Genomic DNA, 21576 nt, shown 5'->3' with positions numbered 1-21576 from the left:
CTCAAGTCCGGTAGGTCACGGCCTTCACCGCTTCGATGACCTCGGCGACGTTCGGCAGCGCGAGCTTTTCGAGGTTGGCGGCGTAGGGCATCGGCACGTCCTTGCCGGTGATGCGCAGCACCGGCGCGTCGAGGTAGTCGAAGGCGTGCTGCATGATCTGCGCGACGATCTCGGCGCCGACGCCAGACTGCGGGAAGCCCTCCTCGACGGTGACGCAGCGGCCGGTCTTCTTCACCGAGGTGATGATCGCCGGCACGTCCATCGGGCGGATGGTGCGCAGGTCGATGATCTCGGCGTCGATGCCCATGCCGGCGAGTTCGTTCGCCGCCTTGATGGCGTAGGTCATGCCGATGCCGAAGGAGACGATGGTGACGTCCTTGCCCTTGCGGTGGATGCGCGCCTTGCCGATCGGCAGCACAAAGTCGTCGAGCCGCGGCACGTCGAAGGTCTGGCCGTAGAGGATCTCGTTCTCGAGGAATACGACCGGGTTCGGATCGCGGATCGCGGCCTTCAGCAGGCCCTTCGCGTCCGCCGCCGAATAGGGCATCACGACTTTCAGGCCCGGCACCTGGCTGTACCAGGCGGCGTAGTCGTGGCTGTGCTGCGCGCCGACGCGGGCGGCGGCGCCGTTCGGGCCGCGGAACACGATCGGGCAGCCGAGCTGGCCACCGGACATGTAGAGCGTCTTCGCCGCCGAGTTGATGATGTGGTCGATCGCCTGCATGGCGAAGTTGAACGTCATGAACTCGACGATCGGCCGGAGGCCGGCGAAGGCGGCGCCGACGCCGAGGCCGGCGAAGCCGTGCTCGGTGATCGGCGTGTCGATGACGCGGCGGTCGCCGAATTCCTGCAGCAGGCCTTGCGTGATCTTGTAGGCGCCCTGGTATTCGGCGACCTCCTCACCCATCACGAAGACGTCGCCGTCGCGGCGCATCTCCTCGGCCATCGCGTCGCGCAGCGCCTCGCGCACCGTGGTCGGCACGAAGTCGGTGCCGGCGGGAACTTCGGGCACCTCGGCCGGCTCGGATTTCGGCTGCGCCGGCACCTTGGCGGCGGGCGCCTCGGCGGCGGCCGGCGCAGGCGCCGAGGCCGGCTCGGGGGCGGCGGCGGGCGCCGGGGCCGGCTCGGCCTTGGCCGATCCGATGGCGCTCTCGTCCTCGCCCTCGGCGAGCAGCACGGCGATCGGCGTGTTGACCTTCACGCCCTCGGTGCCTTCCTCGACCAGGATCTTGCCGATGGTGCCCTCGTCGACGGCTTCGACTTCCATCGTCGCCTTGTCGGTCTCGATCTCGGCGATCACGTCGCCGGAGGAGACCTTGTCACCTACCTGCTTGACCCACTTGGAAAGTTTGCCCTCTTCCATCGTCGGAGAGAGCGCCGGCATCAGAATTTCGGTCGGCATCTTGCTTTCCCCCCGCTTACTTCAGGATGTCGGTCCAGAGCTCGGACGCATCCGGCTCCGGGTCGACGGTCGCGAAGTCGGACGCTTCGGCGACGATCGCGCGTACGTCCTTGTCGATGGCTTTGAGGTCGTCTTCGGTCGCCCAGCCGGACTCGATCAGCCGCAGGCGCACCTGCTCGATCGGGTCGTGGTCGGTGCGCATCTTCTGGACTTCGTCCTTCGAGCGATACTTCGCCGGGTCGGACATCGAATGGCCGCGGTAGCGATAGGTCTGCATCTCGAGGATGTACGGACCCTTGCCCTCGCGGCACCAGGTCACGGCCCGCTCGCTGGCGGCTTTCACCGCGCGAACGTCCATGCCGTCGACCTGCTCGCCGGGGATGGCGAAGGAGAGGCCGCGCTTGGAGAAGTCGGTCTGCGCCGAGGCGCGGTTCACCGACGTGCCCATCGCGTACTTGTTGTTCTCGATGACGTAGATGACGGGCAGCTTCCAGAGCTCCGCCATGTTGAAGCTCTCGTAGACCTGGCCCTGGTTGGCCGCGCCGTCGCCGAAATAGGCGACCGAGACGTTGTCGTTGCCGCGATAGCGGTTGGCGAAGGCAAGGCCGGTGCCGAGCGGCACCTGCGCGCCGACGATGCCGTGGCCGCCGAAGAACTGCTTCTCGCGGCTGAACATGTGCATCGAGCCGCCCTTGCCCTTGGAGTAGCCGCCGCGGCGCCCCGTGAGCTCGGCCATCACGCCCTTCGGATCCATGCCGCAGGCGAGCATGTGGCCGTGGTCGCGGTAGCCGGTGATGACCTGGTCCTCACCCTCGCGCAGGCACATCTGCATGCCGACGACGACGGCTTCCTGGCCGATGTAGAGGTGGCAGAAGCCGCCGATCATGCCCATGCCGTAGAGCTGGCCGGCCTTTTCCTCGAAGCGGCGGATGAGCAGCATCATCCGGTAGGCTTCGAATTCCTCGTCCTTGCTGAAATCGGCGAGGTCGGGCGCGGAATTCTTCACTGCGGCAGTCGGATCGCTCGCGGATGCGCGGCTGCGACCGCGCTTCGGGGCGGTGGCGCGTTCGGCCATGTCGGGCTCCTCCCGTAGGTCCGTCTTGTGACGTCTTTTACGAGCGGCAAACTAGCGCAGTCGGCGCGGCAATCCAAGGCCGGTGAAGGTCGGCATGGCGCCCATGCATGAGGCGCAACACTCTGATATATCTATCGAAATGTGATTTAACCGAAATTTGGTTTATCTTTTTGAATTTACGGGATGCAAGTTACATCCGCGGTTCGACGCGCGGACGCAGCACCACGAGTTCGTACGGATGCACGACATTGAGCGCCTCGCGGGCGCGCTCGTCGGCGAGGTCCTGGTCGATCGCCGGACCGCGCAGCAGCCGGACGCGCAGCTCGAGATGGTCGCGCTCCTCGGCCAGCCGGATCAGCTCGCCGTTGAGCTGGCTCGCCCGGCTTTCGAGCAGCGCCCGGCCCGCGATGCCGTACTCGCCGTGGAAGGCGTGATAGGCAAAATAGCCGAGAAACAGCGCCGTGACCGCCGGAAGCACGAAACGGCGCAGGCGGGAGGGACGATACTGACGGGTCGCCATGATACGCTTGCTACTGTCGCGAGGATCGCCGGCCACACTGCCGCGCCACCAGAGACTGAACGGTCAGGGTAAAGAGAGCGTTACGGCGGGGCGCCGGACGTGCTTTCCGGCAGTTCGGACGAGGGGCCTCAGGCGGTTATCCACGCGGGGCGGCCAGGGAATCGCACGTCAAGGATACCGGCGATGCGGTTCTTTCCGCCTGCATTCCCGCCTCTCCATCCGTCCATTGTTCTTGCCTCCCCATCCGTCATGGTCCGCGCAGGCGGACCATCCACGAAGGCCCCTGGCAAGGCGCCGGCCGCAGATTTTCAGCCGCCGGGTTGGCGAAGGTCGGCCGCGACGCTTGTCCGTGAGGCTCTCGTGGATGGTCCGCCTGCGCGGACCATGACGGGAAGTAGCTGGCCCATCACGAAACGACCCCTCCGCCCTCCCCGCCCCCCACCTCCGTCTTGCGCCCCCATCCCCGCGGGGCTAGAGCAACAGGGGGCCTCGGTTGCACTGCGGCAGGCTGCGGCGGACGGGGACCCGTGGCACGGGGGAGCGCGGCGCCGGGCGTCGCGGGCAACGGAACGGCATGGCATCGCTGCGCGAACGACTGATCGGACCGGCGCCCGTCATCGTCGAGGAACACGGGCCGGACAGCTTCGTCCCCGCCCATCCCGCCTTCTTCGCCACCAAGCGCAACCACCTGCAGCTGGTGCTGCAGGCGCGGCAGGATTTTCTCTGGATCTGGCGCCGCAACGACTACCGCAACCGCTATCACCAGATGAACGTGTTCGGGCGCCAGCTCGTCATCGTCAATCACCCCGAGGGGGTGAAGTACGTGATGGCGACGCGGCACGAGAATTTCGAGCGCAAGAGCCCGCAGATGCGGCGCGCGCTGGAATACCTGCTCGGCGACGGCCTCTTCATTTCCGACGGCAGCACCTGGCGCCAGCGCCGGCCGCTCGTCGCCGACATCGTGCACAAGAACCGGGTTCCGACGTTCGGCCGGGTGATGGAAGAGGTCGCCGGCGAGATGGCGACGCGCTGGGCGACGCTGCCGGAGGGCCGCGAGCTCAACGGCCTCGTCGAGATGGCCGCCCTCACCGCCGAGATCATCTCGCGCACCGTGTTCGGCAACGACCTCGGCGAAGCGAACGCGCACGAGGTGATCGACGGCTTCTCCGGCTACCAGAACCTGATCGACTCGATCAACATCGGCTACTTCCTCGGCTTCGACGAGGGCCTGCCGGTGTGGCGCTCGCGCAAGCTGACCCACTCGGTGCGCCGGGTGCACAAGGTGATCGACAAGGTCGTCGACGACCACCTCGCCGGGCGCGGCGACAACAATTCGATGGTCGAGCTCCTGGTGCGCCGGCAGCAGCGCAATCCCGAACTCGGCCTCGACCGCGACGCGCTGCGCAACGAGGCCGCCACCATCTTCATGGCCGGGCACGAGACGACGGCCGCGACGCTGACCTGGGCCTGGTACCTGTTGTCGAATTCGCCCTGGGCGGAGCGCGCTGTGCACGACGAGATCGCCCGCGTCTGCGGCGACCGTCGCCCGAGCGTCGACGACGTGCCGGCGCTCGACTACTGCCGCGCCGTGATCGAGGAGACGCTGCGGCTCTATCCGCCGGTGCCGATCCTCGCGCGCCAGGCGAAAGAAGCCGACCGCATCGCCGACATCGACGTCAAGCCGGCGGCGATCGTCATGGTGGTGCCGTGGCTGCTGCACCGCAGCGTCGACCTCTGGGAGCAGCCGAACAACTTCCGGCCCGAACGCTTCCTCGGCCAGCGGCCGGTGCCCTACGGCTACATTCCCTTTGCCATCGGCCCGCGCATCTGCCCCGGCCTCAATTTCGGCCTCACCGAATCGATCCTCTGCCTTGCGATCCTCGCGCAGAAGTTCAGGGTGCGGGTCGTGCCGGGCACCAAGGTGGAGCCGCGCTGCCGGCTGACGCTGCGCCCGCGCGGCGGCCTGCCGATCACCGTCACCCCGCGCTGAAGGACACCCCCGTGGTCAAGACCAAGGATCGAACGCGCGAAAAGAGCGGCCGCGCCGCCTGGAAGTTCGAGGCGCCGCCGGCGCCGACCTTGTCCGACCTGCGCGCCGGCGGCGAGCGGCGCAAGGCCTGGGTGAAGTACCACCTCACCGACAACGTCCAGAACGTCCTCGACCTCGCCACCCACTTCGGCCTGAAGCTGATCCCGATCGAGGCCTGCTCGGCGATCGGCGCGCGCCTCGCCCGCTTCGCGGTGCCGCGCTGGCACAAGGTCGCGCTGCAGCGTGCCCGCGCCAACATCCGTGAGCTGAAGCCGGACTGGTCCGACGCCGAGGTCGAGGCCGCGGTCTGGCGCAATTTCGACAACCAGGGCCGGCTGATGACCGAGTTCTCGGTGCTCGAGGAACTGGTGCCGAAGGGCCGCGTCACCTTCCACAACACCGAGCCCGCGCAGGCGGCGGCCGCCGCCGGGCCGGTGATTCTGCTCGCGCTGCATCTCGGCAACTGGGAGGTGCTGGCGCCCGGCATCGTCGCGCTCGGCATCCACCCGACCGACAACCACGTGCCGCCGAAGCAGCGCGCCCGCGCCTGGATCGCCAACCGGGTGCGCGAGCGCATCGGCATCCGCTTCCTGCCCGCGGGCGTCGAGGCGATAAGGCCGGCGATCAAGATCCTGAAAGCCGGCGGCGCGATCTCGATCTTCGGCGACGAGGGCTTCCAGAAGAAGATCATGGCGCCGTTCTTCCACCGCGAGCCGCATCTCGAAGGCAACCTCGCGATCGCCGTCCGCCTCGCCCGCCACACCGGCGCGACCATCGTGCCCGGCTACGTGCTGCGCACCAGGGGCTGCCGCTTCGAGCTGCACGGCATCACGCCGATCACCCTGCCCCCGACCGACGATCCGGCCGGCCGGCTGCGCGAGGACGTGATGATGCTCAACGACGCCATCGAGCCGGTGATCCTCGCCCACCTCGACCAGTGGTATTTCATTGACAACCGCCTGCACTGACGGGGGGCGGGCCACCCGGCGGCTGCCCCGCGGCAGGTTGCGCGTGGGCGAATCCCAACCGCGGATCACCCGCGATCCATTCCTCAACTCATGATATTAGCCGCCCAGGTCCGCGGCCGAAGATCATGCATTTTCAGCCATTATCCGCACGTTTGTTCATCATATGACCGATTGCCTGCGGCGCCCGCGGCGTGGCATCGTCCGCCCGTCCGCAGCGGCGATTTCGACGGTTCGCCAGGCAAGAACTGGCCAACCATGCGTTTTCCTTTTCGGGTCGATCCGCCGCGGATCATCGAGACCCGTGGCGACGGAACGTTCGAACCCGCACGGCCCGAGCCGCTCAGTGGCCCGCGCGACTATCTGAAGCTGTTCCTTCGCGCCCGGCACGACTACCTCGGCGTCTTCCGCGGCGGCGACTATGGCAACCGCGTCTCGCAGATGCAGAAGTTCGGGCGCCAGCTCGTCATCGTGAACATTCCCGAGGAAGTGAAATACGTCCTCGCGACGCGGCACGACAATTTCGAGCGCAAGAGCCCGCAGATGCGCCGGGCGCTGGAATGCCTGCTCGGCGACGGCCTGTTCATCTCCGACGGCGAGACCTGGAAGCGGCGCCGGCCCTTGGTCTCCGACATCGTGCACAAGAACCGCGTGCCGCAGTTCGCCCGGCACATGGAGGAGGTGACGCTCGATCTCGCGCGCCGCTGGGACACGCTGCCCGAGGGCACGGTGATCGATGCGATGGCCGAGATGGGCGGCCTCACCGCCGAGATCATCGCCCGCGCCGTGTTCGGCGACGACATCGGCCCCGAGGCGGCGAGCGAGGTCGTCGCCGGCTTCACCAGCTATCAGGGCCTCGTCGACAACATCAACCTCGCCTATGTCGCCGGCTTCGACGACGGCTGGCCGATGCTGCGCACGCCGCGGCTGCGCCGGGCGATCGGCCGGGTGAGCCGGGTCATCGACCGGGTGGTGACCAACCACCTCGAAGGCCGCAGCCGCGACGGCTCGATGATCGAATTGCTGGTGCGGCGCCAGCAGAAGAACCCGAACCTCGGCCTCGACCGCGACGCGCTGCGCAACGAGGCCGCGACGATCTTCATGGCGGGCCACGAGACCACCGCCGCGGTGCTGACCTGGGCCTGGTACCTGCTCGCCAACGCGCCCTGGGCCGAGGCGGCGGTGCATGCCGAGATCGAGCGCGTCTGCGGCGCCCGGGCGCCGACCGTCGACGACGTGCCGCGGCTCGACTATTGCCGCGCCGTCGTCGAGGAGACGCTGCGGCTCTATCCGCCGGTGCCGCTGCTCGGCCGCCAGGCACGCGAGGCCGACCGCGTCGGCGGCATCGACATCCTGCCTGCGGCGTTGGTCACGGTGTCGCCCTGGCTGCTGCACCGCAACCACGACGTCTGGGACCGGCCGCACCACTTCGTGCCCGAGCGCTTCCTCGGCGGCTGGCGGCCGGTGCCCTATTCCTACATCCCCTTCGCCATCGGCCCGCGCATCTGCGCCGGCTTGCAGTTCGGCCTGACGGAGGCGATCCTCTGCATGGCGATCCTGGCGCAGCGCTTCACCGTGCGACCGCTGGCGGGGATCGAGGTGCGGCCGGCATCGCGGCTGACGCTCAGGCCGCAGGGCGGCCTGCGCGTGACGGTGCATCCGAGGTAAGGCGGCGCATGCGGACGAAGACAAGGCAGGACGACCTCGCCGGCCGCCGCGCGTTCGTCTGGGAGGAACCGCCCGCCCCGACGCTGGCCGATCTCAGCTCCGGGCCCGAAGGCCGCCGCCGCTTCGCGCGCTACTGGATCCGCGACACGCTGCGCGACCTCTCGGTGCTCACCAGCCACCACGCCCTGCGGCCGCTCCCCGCCGCCGTCGCCTCCGCCCTCGGCGCCTTCAGCTTTGCCCAGAGCGGCCGCTTCTATCCCGGCCGCTCGCGCCGCATGCGCGCCAACGCGGCGCGGCTGCGCCCCGACCTCGACGCCGACGCGGTCGTCCGCGCCGGCTGGGCGAATCGCGGGCGGCTGATGTCGGAGTTCTCGGTGTTGCCCCGGCTCGATACGCCGGAGACCCTCGTCGTCGAGGGCGCCGACCACCTGCTGGAAGCGCGGCGGCGCGGGCCGGTGATCGTGCTCGCGATGCACCTCGGCAACTGGGAACTGCTGCTGCCGGTGTTCCGGCGCCTCGCGGTTCCCGTCGCCACCTTCTACATGCCGCCCGAAAGTCGCGCCGAGCACCGCATCGCCTGCCGGGTGCGCGAAACCTTCGGCGGCACCCTGCTGCCGCCGGGCGTCAAGGGCGTCAGGCCGGCGCTGAAGCGGCTCGCCCGGCCGGACGGCGTCGTGGTGATCTTCGGCGACGAGGGCTGGGACGGGCGGATCATGGCGCCGTTCTTCGGCCGGCCGACCCATCTCGCCGGCAATCTCGCCATCGCGGTCCGCCTCGCCCGCCATTCGGGGGCGACGATTGTGCCGACCTATGTGGAGCGCACCGCCGGCACCCGCTTCACCTGCCGCTGGCTGGACCCGATCGTGCTCGGGCCGGTGGACGATGCCGGCGCCGCCCTGCCCGCCGACGTGGAACGGCTCAACGCCGTGATCGAACCGATCGTCCGCCGCCATCTCGACCAGTGGTTCTTTCTCGACCACCGGCTCTGACGGCCCTCGGTCAGACGCGCTGGGAGGCCGGCGGGATCGAGTAGGTCGCCGAGGCGTGCGCGAACACCGGCCCGCCCTCCGGCGCCGTGATCTCGCAGGTGGTGACGGCGAGCCGGCTCCCGAGTTTGATCACCTTCGCCCGGGCATGCAGCGGCCCCGGCGCCGGCTTGCGCACGAAATCGATCGAGAGATGCGTCGTCACCGTCAGCGCCACCGTGCCGATCTGCGCGAGAATCGCCAGCCAGCAGGCGATGTCGACCACCGTCATCAGCGTCGGCCCCGAGACGGTGCCGCCGGGGCGGATGTGGTTCGGGCCGGCCTCGAGGCGCACGGTGGCGAAGTCGGGGCCGACCTCGTGCACCGCATAGACCGGCGGCAGGCCGGCGACCGGTGGGCCGTTCAACTCGGGATACTCGCGGGCCAGGAAGGCGTTGAGTTCGTCGACCGTGACCCGTGGCTCCATGACCGTCTCCTGCCCGCGCGGTATGCCCGCATCTGCCGATGACGGCTTGCGTAGCATGCGGCGGCGACGGGCTCCATGTGACGAACGTCGCCCGCCCGCGGCCTTCGGCTGCATGTCGCCGCCATGCCGCACTGCACAATGGATGAGCACGCCCGAAATCGGGCTTGCAGCCGGCTCCCATTTGGATATGTTCGTGTACGAACGATATGCGCGTGAGCTTGGTTCGAGGCGGCGAGGGGCGATCGGCGGGGATGCGCCGACCCGGGCGGCCGGACTTGCGCCCACCGCCTGCGTCGCCGACCATCGCCGCAGCGCCGGCGAATCCGGCGACATTGACCGGGAGACGCGGGATGACGGCACTGGTCAGCGCATCGACGAGGCGGCTTCGCGCCATCCTCGGCCTTACCGGCGGCACCTATCTCGTGCTGCTGATCACCATCCTGCTGCCGCTGGCGGCGATGCTCTATTTCAGCTTCCTGACCGTCACGCCGATCGGCGGGCGCACCGCCTCGTTCACGCTGAAGCACTACACCGACATCTTCACGAAGCCGCTCTACCGGGTCAACGGCCAGCGCTCGCTGATGCTCGGCTTCCAGGTGACGCTGATCTGCTTCGCGCTCGGCTACCCCGCGGCGCTGTTCCTCGCCCGCCACATCAAGAACCGCTGGCGCGAGGCGCTGCTGCTCCTGATCGTGCTGCCGTTCTGGAGCAACGGCCTCGTGCGCACCTTCTCATGGACCATGGTGCTCACCGACAGCGGCCTCGTCGGCCAGGCGCTGCAGGCGGTCTGGCCCGGTGCGCCGTCGATCGACCTGATGTTCTCCTACCCGGCGATCGTCATCGGCCTCGTGCACGCCTACCTGCCGTACATGATCCTCACCTGCTACGTGTCGCTGCAGGCGATCGACGACAGCCTCGCCGAGGCCGCGCGCAGTCTCGGGGCGTCGTCGTTCACGATCTTCCGCCGCATCACCCTGCCGCTCAGCCTGCCCGGCGTCGTCGCCGGCACGGTGCTGATCTTCGTGCCGGTGCTCGGCTCCTTCATGGAGCCGCGCATCCTCGGCGGGCAGCAGGCGATCATGCTCGGCACGCTGATCGAGAACCAGTTCACGGCCTCGTTCAACTGGCCGCTCGGCGCGGCGCTCGGCTTCACCATGCTGGCGGTCGTCATCCTGATCATGGGCATCTGCTACCCGGTGCTCAAAAAACACCTGTCGGCGAACTGAGGAGGAGACGACCATGGCATCGACCTCCGGCCGCACGGGCGGCATCTTCGCGATCGGCTACGTCGGCGTGATCCTGCTCTTCCTCTACGTGCCCATCCTCGTGATGATGCTGATGGCGTTCAACGCCTCGCCGCTCTACCAGCTGCCGTTCGACTTCGACCTCGTCTGGTTCAAGGCGCTCGCCGGCAACGACCAGCTGCTGACGGCGGCGCGCAACAGCGTGCTGATCGCCATCGCCAACACGGTGATCGCGACGACGCTCGGCACGCTGACCGCCCTCGCCTTCGCCCGCTACCACTTCTTCGGCAAGTCGCTGCTGCAGATCCTGCTGATCCCGCCGATCACCATCCCCTGGCTGATCACCGGCACCGCCATGCTGATCTTCTTCTTCTGGACCGGTATCGGCCGCGGCCTGCACGCGATCCTGCTCGGCCACGTCGCGCTGTCGCTGCCCTATGTCGTGATCATCGTCGGCAGCCGGCTGAAGAGCTACGGCGTGGCGCTGGAGGAGGCCGCGGCGACGCTGGGGGCCAACGGCTGGCAGACCTTCTGGCGCGTTTCGGCGCCGCTGATGGCGCCGGGCATCGTCGCCGCCGCGCTGTTCGCCTTCGCGATCTCGTTCGACCAATTCGTGATCTCGTACTTCCTCGCACCCGTGGGCGTCTCGACCCTGCCGGTGGAGATCTATTCGGCGATCCGCAAGGGCTTCACGCCGGAGATCAACGCGATCTCCACGATCATCATTCTGGCGTCGATGGCGATGATGCTCGCCTTCGCGCGCTTCAGCAAATTCGGTGGAGAGCGCTGATATGAGCGTCGTCGGCATCACGAAGGTCGCCAAGCGCTACGGCAGGGTCACCGCCCTCGAGGATGTGTCGATGACCATCGCCGACGGCGAGTTCTTCGGCCTGCTCGGCCCGTCGGGCGGCGGCAAGACCACCCTGCTGCGCTCGATCGCCGGCTTCATCGACCCCGACGACGGCGAGATCAGCATCGACGGCAAGCCGGTGAAGAACATTCCGATCAACAAGCGCGACATCGGCATGATGTTTCAGAACTACGCGCTGTTCCCGCACATGACGGTGACCGACAACATCGGCTTCGGCCTGTCGGTGCGGCACCGGCCGAAGGCGGAGATCGAGGCGCGGGTGACGGAACTCCTCCGCCTCGTCCGGCTCGAGGGCTTCGGCGAGCGCAAGCCGCGCCAGCTCTCCGGTGGCCAGCAGCAGCGCATCGCACTCGCCCGCGCCCTCGCCACCAACCCGCGCGTGCTGCTTCTCGACGAGCCGCTCGGCGCGCTCGACAAGAAGCTGCGCGAAGAGATGCAGTTCGAGCTGAAGCAAATCCAGCGCAACGTCGGCATCACCACCGTGTTCGTGACGCACGACCAGGAGGAGGCGCTGACGCTGTCCGACCGCATCGCCATCATGTCGGAGGGCAAGGTGCTGCAGATCGGCGCGCCGCGCGATATCTACGAGCGCCCGCGCACCCGCTTCGCCGCCGGCTTCCTCGGCACCGCCAACTTCTTCGAGGGCACGGTCTCCGGGCGCGAGGGCGGGCTGACCCGCATCCTGCTCGCGGGCGGCACCGCGATCTTCACCCGCGACGAGGCGCCGGAGGGGCGCAGCGTCACCATCGCGGTGCGGCCCGAGAAGTTCACCGTCGGCGGCGCGACGCCGGCGCCCGCCTCCGACGCCCAGGTCAACCGCATCGCGGGGCGCATCGCCGGCGAGGTCTTCGCCGGCAACAGCGTCACCTACCGCATCGACGCCGCCGGCCGCATCGTCACCGTCTACATGCAGAACCGCATGACCGAACGCCTCGGCCCCGACGCCCCGGTGACGCTGACCTGGGACCCCGCCCATTCGATCGTGCTCGAGGATTGAGCGCGCCGCCCGCGCAATTCCGGTTCGCAATCGCCATATCAGACCCCTGACGGACAGAGCCCCATGACCCACCCGATCCCCAAGGTCGATCACGCCATCATCTGCGGCAGCGCCAGCTGGGGCATCCGCTTTCCCGAGGACGTCGCCGAGCCGGGCGTCACCGTGCTCGAGCGCGACCTCACCTTCGCGACCCCCTACGGCGACGTCGGCGAGTGGAAGCTGGTCGAGCTCGACGGTTCGATCACCGCCGACGGCGCGCCGCGCCGGGTGCTGGTGGTGTTCTCGCACGGCTGGCCGCTCGACGAGATCGACCACGAGGGCACCCGCCGGGTGTTCTCGGTGCTGCAGCAGGCCGGCGTCACCAAGGTGATCGCCATGTCGACCATGGGCGCCCTCAACAAGGCGATCCTCGAGAGCGACTTCGTCGTCTGCTCCGACATCATCGAGCTGACCCAGACCAAGTACTCGCTCCTCCCCGGCCGCACCCGCTTCGACTGCTCGGGCAAGCAACTGTTCTGCCCAATCCTCGGCGGCGTCGTGGAAGCGACGGCGAAGGAATTCTGGCCGAAGGAGGCGCGCGTCTACGGCCCCTCCGCCGGCCTCGTCTCGGCGCACAGCTGGGGCCCGCGGCTGCAGAGCCCGGCGGAGGCGACTGCCTACCGCTCGCTCGGCGCCGACCTCGTCAACCACAGCCTCGCGCCCGAAGCGACGCTCGCCCGCGAGATCGGCGCGAGCCTCACCAATGTTGCCTTTGTGACCGCGACCTATCTCGGCTATTTCACGCCGGCGCAGCGCCCGATCATCGGCAACGACCGACGGCTGGAGCTCGCGCCGATCGCCTCGCGCATTGCCCTGCACGCCTGCGCCCGCTTCCCGGCGGACGCCGACTACCTCGGCCCGGCGCTGCGCTCGTCGCAGCCGGCGATCCACTACGACAACCGATGAAGCGACCGGGCCGGCGGCGACATGCCGTGCGGCTCGGTGCTTTTCCCCGCAACGACGACCCGACGACGCACCGGCCAGGATCCGCCCATGTCCCTCCTCGCAGAACCCCTCGCGCCCAAGGACGACAAGATCCGCTGCGATGCCTGTCCGGTGATGTGCTTCATAAAGCCCGGCGCCACCGGCGCCTGTGACCGCTACGCCAACCATGACGGCGAACTGGTGCGCGTCGACCCGCACGTGCTGCTCGACCGCACCGTTGCGCTCGGCGGCGAGATCGTGCCCTTCGCCCGCACTGAAGACTGGGACGGCCGCATCGTGCCGGAGAAGGAAACCTTCGTCACCGCGATCGGCGCCGGCACCACCTATCCCGACTACAAGCCGGCGCCGTTTATCGTCTCGTCCGAGGTCGACGGCATCGACATGGTCACCGTCGTCACCGAGGGCATCTTCAGCTACTGCGGCGTCAAGGTGAAGATCGACACCGACCGCTTCGTCGGGCCGGAGACCAGCATCGTCCGGGTGCAGGGCGAAGCGATCGGCCATGTCACCAGCGGCGAATACGGCTCGCAGATGCTGTCGCTCGGCGGCGTGCACCACCTCACCGGCGGCTCGAAGAAAGAGGGCCGCATTACCTGCGAGGCATTGCTCGACCTCTGCAACGGCAAGGCCGTGGAGATGGCCATCGACGGCGGCGCGACGCTGATCGTGCAGGCCGGCAAGCCGCCGATCGTCAACGGCGTCACCGAGCAGCGCATGCGCGTCGGCTGCGGCTCGGCCACCATCGGCATCTTCGCCAAGCAGTGGCACGGCAAGGTCGACGAGGTCGTCGTGGTCGACGACCACATCACTGGCGTGCTGTCCGAGCACCAGGCCGGCAAGCTGCTCGGCATTCCCGACACCGGCATCAAGCTGAAGGGCCGTCGCTCCACTCCCGGCCGTTACTTCCAGGTCGCCCAGCCCGGCACCGGCTGGGGCGGCACCGACATCGAGGACCCGCTGGCGATCCTCGGGCCGTTCGATCGCAAGGTCGCCTGGCCCGGCCTCAGCCTGCTGATGGTCTCGACCACCGGCGAGCACTCGGCCTATTTCGAGCTCGACGCAGACCTCGTGCCGGTCGAGAAACCCCTGCCCGCCGCCCTCGTCGAACCGGTCGAGCGCATCGCGGAAAACTGCGAGCCGGCGCTTTCCACCGTGCTGTTCATCGGCGGCGCCGGCGGATCGCTGCGCGCCGGCGTCACCGAGAACCCGGTGCGGCTGACGCGGTCGGTGAAGGACGCGATCACCTATGTCACCTGCGGCGGCGCACCGGTCTATGTCTGGCCCGGCGGCGGCATCACCTTCATGGTCGACGTCACCCGCCTGCCGGAGAACGCCTTCGGCTATGTGCCGACCCCGGCGCTGGTCGCGCCGATAGAGTTCACGCTGAAGCTCGCCGACTACGAAGCGCTCGGCGGCCACATGGACTACGTGCGGCATCTGTCGACGCTCGACCCGGAAGGCCAGCTCAAGCTGCCGCAGCGCCTCGACAACCCGTGGCCCTTCGCGCCGCAGGGCGCCAAGCGCTCGCACGGCTGAAGGAGATCCCGGCGATGTTCGATCCGCCGATCGCCCGCCTGCTACCCGACGGGCGCCGCCTGCATCTCGGCGAGGGGCCGATCGACCTCGTCATCCGCGCCGACGGCGCGCCTGAGGCAGTCGCCGCCGCCTACCGGGCGGCCGCGCAGCGCTTCGAGGGGCTGCTCGCCGAACTCTGCGACGAACTTCCCCTGCTGCGCAGCCCGGTGCTCGCCGGCACGCCGGTGCCGGAGGGTCCCGTCGCCCGCCGCATGCACCGCGCCGTGGCGCCGTTCGCCGAGCGGATGTTCATCACGCCGATGGCCGCCGTCGCCGGCGCCGTCGCCGACGAGATCCTCGCCGCAATCGTCGCCGCCGGGCCACTCGAGCGCGCGTTCGTCAACAACGGCGGCGACATCGCGCTGCACCTCGCCCCCGGCGCATCCCTCTCCGCCGGCCTCGTCGACCGGCCCGACCGGGCGCAGCTGTTCGGCCGCACCGAGATCGCCCACGCCGACCCGGTGCGCGGCATCGCCACCAGCGGCCGGCACGGCCGCAGCTTCTCGCTCGGCATCGCCGACGCCGTCACCGTGCTCGCCGGCACCGCCGCCGCCGCGGATGCGGCCGCGACCATGATCGCCAACGCCGTCGACCTGCCCGGCCATCCGGCAGTGACCCGCGTGCCGGCGAACGAACTCCAGCCAGACAGCGACCTCGGCTCCCTGCGCGTCACCCGCGCCGTCGGCCCGCTCGGCGCCGCCGAGATCGACGCGGCGCTGGCGCGCGGCCTCGCCGCGGCGCTCCAGTTTCGAACCGACGGCCTCATCGCCGAGGCCGCCCTGCATCTCGCGGGCACGACCCGCACCACCGGCCCGGCGCTGCCGGCCGGGACCGACCGGAGGACTCTGATCCATGCCTGACCTCGCCATCCGCAAGCGGATCGTCACCGTGGAGGAGATCTTCCACGAGGGCGGGCCGCCGAGCGCCACGCCGCTGAAGCGCGGCGCCGTCATCGCCGTGATCGCCAACCCCTTCGCCGGGCGCTACGTCGAGGAAATCGCCTCCTTCATGGACGTGCTGAAGCCGCTCGGCCTCGAGATGGCCGAGACGCTGCTCGCCGCCATGGGCGTCGAGGCGTCTGCGATCGAGGGCTATGGCAAGGGCGCCATCGTCGGCGCGGCGGGCGAACTGGAGCACGGCGCGCTTTGGCACGTGCCGGGAGGCTACGCCATGCGCGAACTGCTCGGCGACGCCAAGGCGATCGTCCCCTCGACCAAGAAGCTCGGCGGCCCCGGCACGCGGCTCGACGTGCCGGTGACGCACGTCAACGCGTCCTATGTCCGCAGCCATTTCGACGCGATGGAGGTCGGCGTGCCCGACGGCCCGAAGGCCGACGAGATCGCCGTGGTGCTGGTGATGACCACCGGCGCGCGCATCCACGCCCGCGTCGGCGGCCTGAAGGCGAGCGAGATCGAAGGAAAGGACGGGCTGCGATGAAAGCGAAGATCCGCAAGATCGTGACCATCGTCGACGAGGTGTTCACCGAGATGGGCCGGCCGGTCGATCCGCCGACCCGCCGCGCCGCCGCCGTGGCGGTGATCGAAAACCCCTTCGCCGGCCGCTACGTCGAGGATCTCACCGAGCTGATGGAGATCGGCGAGGAACTCGGCGGCCTGCTCGGCCAGCGCGCGGTCGACGCCCTCGGCATCGAGGGCAGCACCGCGGAAAGCTACGGCAAGGCCGCCGCCGTCGGCGAGAACGGCGAACTCGAACACGCGGCCGCCATCCTGCACCCGAAGCTCGGCGCCCCCTTGCGCAAGGTGCTCGGCAAGGGCGCGGCCCTGGTGCCCTCGTCGAAGAAGCGCGGCGGCCTCGGCGTCGTGCTCGACGTCCCCCTCGGCCACAAGGACGCCGCCTTCGTCCGCAGCCATTTCGACGGCATGGAAGTGCGCATCAACGACGCACCGCGCGCGGGCGAAATCATGGTCGCGGTGGTGGTGACCGACAGCGGCCGGCCGCTGGCGCGCGTCGGCGGGCTGAAGGCGAGTGAGGCGAAGGGCGAGGACGGGCTGCGGTGAGGCTGGTGGGCGGCTGAGTTCGGTGGGCGCCGACTGATTCTCCGGTGGGCGCGGCCTCCCCCCTCCCTGTCCCTCCCCCGCATCGCAGGAGAGGGGACGCAGGAGGATGGATCACCTCAATCAACAGCTCTTCGGTTCGGCGCTGCCTTCGTTTTGCGAAAGCCCTCTCGCCCATCGTCCCCTCTCCTGCGAAGCGGGGGAGGGACAGGGAGGGGGGACAGCGCCGGCGGCAGGAACTCACCCCTCCCGCACATGCTCCCGCAGCGTCTTCCCCGCATAGGCCTTCCGGAACAGCCCCCGCCGCTGCAACTCCGGCACCACCGCCCGGGCAAAGCTCTCGTGGCTGGTCGGAAACGTGTTCGGCGTCAGCACGAAGCCGTCGCAGGCGCGGGAGGTGAACATTTCCTCCAGTTCATCGGCGACCGTCGTCGGCGAGCCGACGATCTGGTTCGGCAGCAGCCGCTTCGCCGCCTCGGTGACGGTGAGGTTGCCCTGCCGGCGCATCTGGTCGAGCAGATCGACCGAGCCCTGCATCCCTTGCGTGCCCTGCAGGGCGCCGAGTTGCTCGCCCTCGCGATATCGGCTCATGTCGACGCCGACGCTGCTCGACGTCGCGGCGACGTTCAGCTCTTCCTCAGCCAGCGCATCGAGAAACGCCGCCTTCTCGCGGGCGATCGAATCGGTCTCGCCGACGACGACCGAGGTCTGCACCAGGATCGCGCAGTCCTCCGGGCGGCGGCCGTAGGCCGGCAGCCGGCCTTTGAGGTCGGCGTAGAACGCCTGCATCTCGGCCTGTCCGGCCTGCGCGGCGAACACGACTTCGGCCCAGCGTGCCGCGAACTGGCGCCCGCGCTCCGACGAGCCCGCCTGCATCAGCACCGGGTGCCCCTGCGCGCTCTGCGGGATCGACAGCGGCCCGCGCGTGCGCACGCTGGCCCCGACGTAGTTGGCGTAGTGCACCTTGTCCGGGTCGGCGAAGCGGCCGCTCGCCTTGTCGTGGATGAAGGCGTCCGGATCCCAGCTGCCCCAGAGCTTCAGGCAGGCCTCGACGACCTCGTCGGCGTGGTCGTAGCGCGCGTCCTTCGCCGGCAGCGCGTCGAGGCCGAAGTTCTTCGCCTCGAGGTCCGTCGCCGAGGTGACGATATTCCAGGCGACGCGGCCCTTGCTCAGCACGTCGAGCGACAGCAGCGTGCGGGCGAGGTGATAGGGGTTGAACAGCGTCGTCGACAGCGTCGCGCCGATCCCGAGCCGGCTGGTCGCCCGCGCCATGATCGGCAGCACCACCATCGGGTCGAGGAAGCTGATCTGGCCGCCGCGGCCGACATAGGCGGCGTGGCTGCCGGCGTGGATGTCGTAGAGGCCGAAAAGATCGGCGAAGAAGCAGCCGTCGAAACAGGCATCCTCCAACACCCGGGCGATGTGCTCATAGCGCGATGGCTCCAGGATGTCGGTGAGCGTCGCCTCCGGATGGCGCCAGCCGCCGCCGTGCAGCGCGGTCGGGCCGGTCTTGAGATAGGCGACGAGGTGCATCTGGCGGGGCATCGGCAACTCCGGACTCGGATGGAAACCAGGAAACGGCAGTGCACCGGACCGACCGCCCCGGCGGTGCCACGGCACGAGGGGTCGGCGGCCGGACCGACGCCGTCGCGATCCGTCGCGGTCCATCCCTGGCGACGGACCGCGAATTGCCGTTCAATCGCAAGCTCTCAGCGGAGCTTCTTCAGCAACTGAATGAAAGTCTCGCGCTCGTCCGCGTCGAGCGGCGCGAGCGTTTCCTCACTGACCGCGAACGCCGGCTGCAGGTGCGCCCGCACGATCTCGCGGCCGAGGTCGGTCAGCGCGACCAGCCGGCGGCGGCCGTCGGTGGCGTCGGGTTTCACCTCGGTCAGGCCGCGCCGGGTCAGCCGGTCGATCACGCCCTTGATGGTGGCGACGTCCATCGCCGTCAGCCGGCCGAGCAGGTTCTGCGACAGCGGGCCCTTTTCCTCGAGCTTCACCATCGACGCCCACTGCGTCGGCGTCATCACGTCGCCGAAGCGTTCGAGAAACAGGGCCGCATGGCGCTGCCCGACCTGGCGCAGGATGAAGCCGACCTGCTCTTCGAGCCGGTAGCCCTCGACGCCCTCGGCGGCCATGGCCTTCACGTCGCCTGCGGCCATCGAACCTACCTCTCGCTCAATCAATGACATGCGAAATCAGGATATCGACCCGGCACGCAAGGGGGAATCGCCCTGCCGTCACCGAAGTCGTTCGCGGACGAATGAAACTAGTCGTCCGGGCCGGTTGGCGTCAACGCGGCTTCACAACCTACAGAGCAGTCGCGGGCCATGCAAAGCAGCCAGTCGCGGAAAAGCGCCAGCGCGGGCGAGATGTCGCGTCCGCGGCTGTGGACAAGATAATAGCCGAGGTCGCTGCCGATCCGCATGTCGAACAGCCGCACCAGCGAGCCGGCCTCGAGTTCCGGCCGGACGAGGAACTCCGGCACCAGCGCGACGCCGAGCGAAGCGACCGCCGCCTGCACCACGAGACCGAACTGCTCGAAGCGCAGCCGCGGCCCGTCGAGCCGGTCGAGCCCCGCCGTGACGGCGAAATCGTCCCACGCCGCTGGCCGCGTCGCCTGCACCAGCAGCGGCACGCCGCCGAGCGCCGCCGGCGTTTCGAGGCTGTGCAGGCGTGCGAACGCCGGGGCGGCCACGACGACGAGGTCCTCGCCCATCAGCGGATACATCTCCGCGCCCGGCCAGTCGGCGCGGCCGAAGTGGATCGCCGCGTCGAGCCGCTCGGCGACGAGGTCGAACGGGCGCAGCCGGGTCGAGACGCTGATCTCGATGCCCGGGTGGCGGGCGACGAAGTCGGCGATGCGCGGCACCAGCCAGCGGGTGCCGAAGGTCGGCAGCGTGGCGATCGCCAGCGTGCCGCCGCGCCCGCGGTGGGCAATCGTGCGCGTCGTCGCCGAGACGAAGGCCTGCAACGCCTCGCGCACCTCGCGGGCATAGAAGGCACCGGCCTCGGTCAGCGTCACCCGCTGGCGCGCCCGCTCGAACAGCGCGATGCCGAGCTGGTCTTCCAGTAACTTGATCTGGCGGCTGACCGCGCCTTGGGTAAGATCGAGTTCGCTGGCGGCGCGCGTGAAGCTGCCGTGCCGCGCCGCCGCCTCGAAGGCGACGAGCGCGGAGAGCGGCGGCAGGTAGCGACGTGGCAACGGGGCGGACGAAGCGTCCATGTGAAAGACCTTGTGCGGGCAGCGACTGGCTCCAGGTCATGACTATAGCTCATCAACTCATGAGCGATCATCGTTTGTGCAGGAATCAGTTCCGCCCTATCGCTTGCCGCCAGGCATCAAGGGCCGCGCCGATCGGCGGCGGACCGGCAAGCGCCGTGAAACGGCGCAACGACATGTGAGGAGACCGCGGTGGCCGGCTATCAGAAGTTCCAGTGGGACGACGCCTTCCTGCTCGAGGACGAGCTCTCGGCCGAGGAGCGGATGATCCGCGACACTGCCCGGGCCTATGCGCAGGAAAAGCTGCAGCCGCGCGTCCGCGAAGCCTTCGCCGACGAGCACACCGACCGGGCGATCTTCGACGAGCTCGGTGCCCTCGGCCTGCTCGGCATCACCGTGCCGGAGGAATACGGCTGCGCCGGCGCCTCCTACGTCGCCTACGGCCTCGTCGCACGGGAAGTCGAGCGCGTCGATTCGGGCTATCGCTCGATGATGAGCGTGCAGTCGTCGCTGGTGATGTACCCGATCCTCGCCTACGGCAGCGAGGCACAGCGCCAGAAGTATCTGCCGAAGCTCGGCAGCGGCGAATGGGTCGGCTGCTTCGGCCTCACCGAGCCCGACGCCGGCTCCGACCCCGGCGGCATGCGCACCCGCGCCGAGAAGATCGACGGCGGCTACCGCCTGATCGGCTCGAAGACCTGGATCTCCAACTCGCCGATCGCCGACGTCTTCGTCGTCTGGGCGAAGTCGGAAGCGCACGGCGGCGAGATCCGCGGCTTCGTGCTCGACAAGGGCATGAAGGGCCTCACCGCCCCGAAGATCAAGGGCAAGCTCAGCCTGCGCGCCTCGATCACCGGCGAGATCGTCATGGACGGCGTCGAGGTGCCGGAAGACGCGCTGCTCCCCGACGTCTCAGGCCTCAAAGGCCCGTTCGGCTGCCTCAACCGCGCCCGCTACGGCATTTCCTGGGGCGTGATCGGCGCGGCGGAAGCCTGCTTCCACGCCGCCCGGCAGTATACGCTCGACCGCAAGCAGTTCGGCCGGCCGCTCGCCGCGACGCAGCTCGTCCAGAAGAAGCTCGCCGACATGGAGACCGAGATCACCCTCGGCCTCACCGCGGCGCTGCGCGTCGGCCGGCTGTTCGACGCGGGCAAGCTCGCGCCCGAGATGGTCTCGCTGGTGAAGCGCAACAACTGCGGCAAGGCGCTCGACATCGCCCGCGCCGCCCGCGACATGCACGGCGGCAACGGCATCTCCGACGAGTACCCGGTGATGCGCCACATGCTGAACCTCGAGACGGTCAACACCTACGAGGGCACCCACGACGTCCACGCGCTGATCCTCGGCCGCGCGATCACCGGCCTCGCGGCGTTCTGAGCCGCGCGGCGAGATCGCGATTGCCAAGGGGACGCGCTTCGATCAATTTCGTATGCACACGAACGACGACGAGGGGTCGCGGGCATGGCGAGGCGGGGGGAAGCGGCGCAGGCTGGTATCCACCGCGTCATGCGGACCGGGGCTGAGCTCCCTGCCCGCTCCTCGCCGATGGCCGGCGC

20 protein-coding genes are annotated in these 21576 nt (G+C 69.2%); 13 read left to right on the top strand and 7 right to left on the bottom strand.

What is annotated here, in order from left to right; genetic code table 11:
• Position 1 precedes the first annotated feature (1 nt).
• The 3 genes from I5731_RS01825 to I5731_RS01815 form a co-directional block, all read right to left on the bottom strand.
• A complete protein-coding gene (locus I5731_RS01825; RefSeq protein WP_197309654.1) occupies positions 2-1402 on the bottom strand; it encodes a pyruvate dehydrogenase complex E1 component subunit beta in 1401 nt (466 codons plus the stop codon).
• 16 nt (positions 1403-1418) lie between these two features.
• A complete protein-coding gene (gene pdhA / locus I5731_RS01820) occupies positions 1419-2477 on the bottom strand; it encodes a pyruvate dehydrogenase (acetyl-transferring) E1 component subunit alpha (RefSeq protein WP_197309653.1) in 1059 nt (352 codons plus the stop codon).
• A 190-nt stretch (positions 2478-2667) separates the two neighbouring features.
• Positions 2668-2997, bottom strand: a complete 330-nt coding sequence (locus I5731_RS01815; RefSeq protein ID WP_197309652.1) for an FtsB family cell division protein — start codon at positions 2995-2997, stop codon at positions 2668-2670.
• 574 nt (positions 2998-3571) lie between these two features.
• Between I5731_RS01815 and I5731_RS01810 the strand changes: the two genes are divergently transcribed.
• From I5731_RS01810 to I5731_RS01795, 4 genes are all read left to right on the top strand, one after another.
• A complete protein-coding gene (locus I5731_RS01810) occupies positions 3572-4987 on the top strand; it encodes a cytochrome P450 (RefSeq protein WP_197309651.1) in 1416 nt (471 codons plus the stop codon).
• A gap of 11 nt (positions 4988-4998) precedes the next feature.
• Positions 4999-5994 carry a lysophospholipid acyltransferase family protein gene (locus tag I5731_RS01805; protein ID WP_197309650.1) on the top strand — a complete coding sequence of 332 codons (996 nt, stop codon included), beginning with the start codon at positions 4999-5001 and terminating at the stop codon, positions 5992-5994.
• 255 nt (positions 5995-6249) lie between these two features.
• Positions 6250-7659 (top strand): cytochrome P450, encoded by a 1410-nt coding sequence (locus I5731_RS01800; protein WP_197309649.1) that lies wholly within the window; start codon positions 6250-6252, stop codon positions 7657-7659.
• A gap of 8 nt (positions 7660-7667) precedes the next feature.
• The gene (locus tag I5731_RS01795; RefSeq protein ID WP_197309648.1) at positions 7668-8648 is read left to right on the top strand and encodes a lysophospholipid acyltransferase family protein; all 981 of its coding nucleotides are present in this window, start codon (positions 7668-7670) and stop codon (positions 8646-8648) included.
• Positions 8649-8658: 10 nt separating this feature from the next.
• Here the strand turns inward: I5731_RS01795 and I5731_RS01790 are convergent, their stop codons facing one another.
• Positions 8659-9111 carry a PaaI family thioesterase gene (locus tag I5731_RS01790; RefSeq protein ID WP_197309647.1) on the bottom strand — a complete coding sequence of 151 codons (453 nt, stop codon included), beginning with the start codon at positions 9109-9111 and terminating at the stop codon, positions 8659-8661.
• A 350-nt stretch (positions 9112-9461) separates the two neighbouring features.
• On the opposite strand from I5731_RS01790, the gene I5731_RS01785 reads away from it, so the two are divergent.
• The 8 genes from I5731_RS01785 to I5731_RS01750 all read left to right on the top strand — a co-directional run bounded on the left by I5731_RS01785 (position 9462) and on the right by I5731_RS01750 (position 16800).
• Complete coding sequence (locus I5731_RS01785) at positions 9462-10337, top strand: ABC transporter permease (RefSeq protein WP_197309646.1); 876 nt, start codon at positions 9462-9464, stop codon at positions 10335-10337.
• 13 nt (positions 10338-10350) lie between these two features.
• Complete coding sequence (locus I5731_RS01780; protein ID WP_210336220.1) at positions 10351-11145, top strand: ABC transporter permease; 795 nt, start codon at positions 10351-10353, stop codon at positions 11143-11145.
• A gap of 1 nt (position 11146) precedes the next feature.
• Positions 11147-12223, top strand: coding sequence for an ABC transporter ATP-binding protein (locus I5731_RS01775; protein ID WP_197309645.1), 1077 nt, complete (start codon positions 11147-11149; stop codon positions 12221-12223).
• Between the two features lie 63 nt (positions 12224-12286).
• Positions 12287-13168 carry a phosphorylase family protein gene (locus I5731_RS01770; protein WP_197309644.1) on the top strand — a complete coding sequence of 294 codons (882 nt, stop codon included), beginning with the start codon at positions 12287-12289 and terminating at the stop codon, positions 13166-13168.
• 87 nt (positions 13169-13255) lie between these two features.
• A complete protein-coding gene (locus I5731_RS01765; protein WP_197309643.1) occupies positions 13256-14743 on the top strand; it encodes a 6-hydroxynicotinate reductase in 1488 nt (495 codons plus the stop codon).
• Positions 14744-14757: 14 nt separating this feature from the next.
• Positions 14758-15642: a UPF0280 family protein gene (locus tag I5731_RS01760; RefSeq protein ID WP_197309642.1), complete on the top strand. Its 885-nt coding sequence runs from the start codon at positions 14758-14760 to the stop codon at positions 15640-15642.
• Entirely contained in the window at positions 15635-16219 is a 585-nt protein-coding gene (locus I5731_RS01755; protein WP_197309641.1) for an amino acid synthesis family protein, read from the top strand. The genes I5731_RS01760 and I5731_RS01755 overlap by 8 nt, the downstream gene beginning before the upstream one ends.
• The gene (locus tag I5731_RS01750; protein WP_197309640.1) at positions 16216-16800 is read left to right on the top strand and encodes an amino acid synthesis family protein; all 585 of its coding nucleotides are present in this window, start codon (positions 16216-16218) and stop codon (positions 16798-16800) included. The genes I5731_RS01755 and I5731_RS01750 overlap by 4 nt, the downstream gene beginning before the upstream one ends.
• A 237-nt stretch (positions 16801-17037) precedes the next feature.
• Here I5731_RS01750 and I5731_RS01745 read toward each other — a convergent pair whose 3' ends face one another.
• The 3 genes from I5731_RS01745 to I5731_RS01735 all read right to left on the bottom strand — a co-directional run bounded on the left by I5731_RS01745 (position 17038) and on the right by I5731_RS01735 (position 20023).
• Positions 17038-18342: an NtaA/DmoA family FMN-dependent monooxygenase gene (locus I5731_RS01745; protein WP_197309639.1), complete on the bottom strand. Its 1305-nt coding sequence runs from the start codon at positions 18340-18342 to the stop codon at positions 17038-17040.
• Positions 18343-18506: 164 nt separating this feature from the next.
• Positions 18507-18959 (bottom strand): MarR family winged helix-turn-helix transcriptional regulator, encoded by a 453-nt coding sequence (locus I5731_RS01740; protein ID WP_235981478.1) that lies wholly within the window; start codon positions 18957-18959, stop codon positions 18507-18509.
• 107 nt (positions 18960-19066) lie between these two features.
• Positions 19067-20023: a LysR substrate-binding domain-containing protein gene (locus I5731_RS01735; RefSeq protein WP_197309637.1), complete on the bottom strand. Its 957-nt coding sequence runs from the start codon at positions 20021-20023 to the stop codon at positions 19067-19069.
• Positions 20024-20212: 189 nt separating this feature from the next.
• On the opposite strand from I5731_RS01735, the gene I5731_RS01730 reads away from it, so the two are divergent.
• Positions 20213-21397, top strand: a complete 1185-nt coding sequence (locus tag I5731_RS01730; RefSeq protein WP_328837938.1) for an acyl-CoA dehydrogenase — start codon at positions 20213-20215, stop codon at positions 21395-21397.
• The last annotated feature ends 179 nt before the right edge of the window (positions 21398-21576 follow it).

Source organism: Methylobrevis albus (genome assembly GCF_015904235.1).
Lineage (GTDB): Bacteria > Pseudomonadota > Alphaproteobacteria > Rhizobiales > Pleomorphomonadaceae > Methylobrevis_A > Methylobrevis_A albus.
This window is presented reverse-complemented; position numbering and strand designations above follow the sequence as displayed.

What these genes read in the sequence shown, in the direction of transcription:
- I5731_RS01770 (WP_197309644.1), top strand. Translation starts at nt 12,287, where the DNA reads ATGACCCACCCGATCCCCAAGGTCGATCACGCCATCATCTGCGGCAGC.
- I5731_RS01810 (WP_197309651.1), top strand. Translation starts at nt 3,572, where the DNA reads ATGGCATCGCTGCGCGAACGACTGATCGGACCGGCGCCCGTCATCGTC.
- I5731_RS01825 (WP_197309654.1), bottom strand. Translation starts at nt 1,402, where the DNA reads ATGCCGACCGAAATTCTGATGCCGGCGCTCTCTCCGACGATGGAAGAG.
- I5731_RS01765 (WP_197309643.1), top strand. Translation starts at nt 13,256, where the DNA reads ATGTCCCTCCTCGCAGAACCCCTCGCGCCCAAGGACGACAAGATCCGC.
- I5731_RS01815 (WP_197309652.1), bottom strand. Translation starts at nt 2,997, where the DNA reads ATGGCGACCCGTCAGTATCGTCCCTCCCGCCTGCGCCGTTTCGTGCTT.
- I5731_RS01785 (WP_197309646.1), top strand. Translation starts at nt 9,462, where the DNA reads ATGACGGCACTGGTCAGCGCATCGACGAGGCGGCTTCGCGCCATCCTC.
- I5731_RS01760 (WP_197309642.1), top strand. Translation starts at nt 14,758, where the DNA reads ATGTTCGATCCGCCGATCGCCCGCCTGCTACCCGACGGGCGCCGCCTG.
- I5731_RS01780 (WP_210336220.1), top strand. Translation starts at nt 10,351, where the DNA reads ATGGCATCGACCTCCGGCCGCACGGGCGGCATCTTCGCGATCGGCTAC.
- I5731_RS01755 (WP_197309641.1), top strand. Translation starts at nt 15,635, where the DNA reads ATGCCTGACCTCGCCATCCGCAAGCGGATCGTCACCGTGGAGGAGATC.
- I5731_RS01775 (WP_197309645.1), top strand. Translation starts at nt 11,147, where the DNA reads ATGAGCGTCGTCGGCATCACGAAGGTCGCCAAGCGCTACGGCAGGGTC.
- I5731_RS01750 (WP_197309640.1), top strand. Translation starts at nt 16,216, where the DNA reads ATGAAAGCGAAGATCCGCAAGATCGTGACCATCGTCGACGAGGTGTTC.
- I5731_RS01795 (WP_197309648.1), top strand. Translation starts at nt 7,668, where the DNA reads ATGCGGACGAAGACAAGGCAGGACGACCTCGCCGGCCGCCGCGCGTTC.
- I5731_RS01745 (WP_197309639.1), bottom strand. Translation starts at nt 18,342, where the DNA reads ATGCCCCGCCAGATGCACCTCGTCGCCTATCTCAAGACCGGCCCGACC.
- I5731_RS01735 (WP_197309637.1), bottom strand. Translation starts at nt 20,023, where the DNA reads ATGGACGCTTCGTCCGCCCCGTTGCCACGTCGCTACCTGCCGCCGCTC.
- I5731_RS01790 (WP_197309647.1), bottom strand. Translation starts at nt 9,111, where the DNA reads ATGGAGCCACGGGTCACGGTCGACGAACTCAACGCCTTCCTGGCCCGC.
- pdhA (WP_197309653.1), bottom strand. Translation starts at nt 2,477, where the DNA reads ATGGCCGAACGCGCCACCGCCCCGAAGCGCGGTCGCAGCCGCGCATCC.
- I5731_RS01740 (WP_235981478.1), bottom strand. Translation starts at nt 18,959, where the DNA reads ATGGCCGCAGGCGACGTGAAGGCCATGGCCGCCGAGGGCGTCGAGGGC.
- I5731_RS01800 (WP_197309649.1), top strand. Translation starts at nt 6,250, where the DNA reads ATGCGTTTTCCTTTTCGGGTCGATCCGCCGCGGATCATCGAGACCCGT.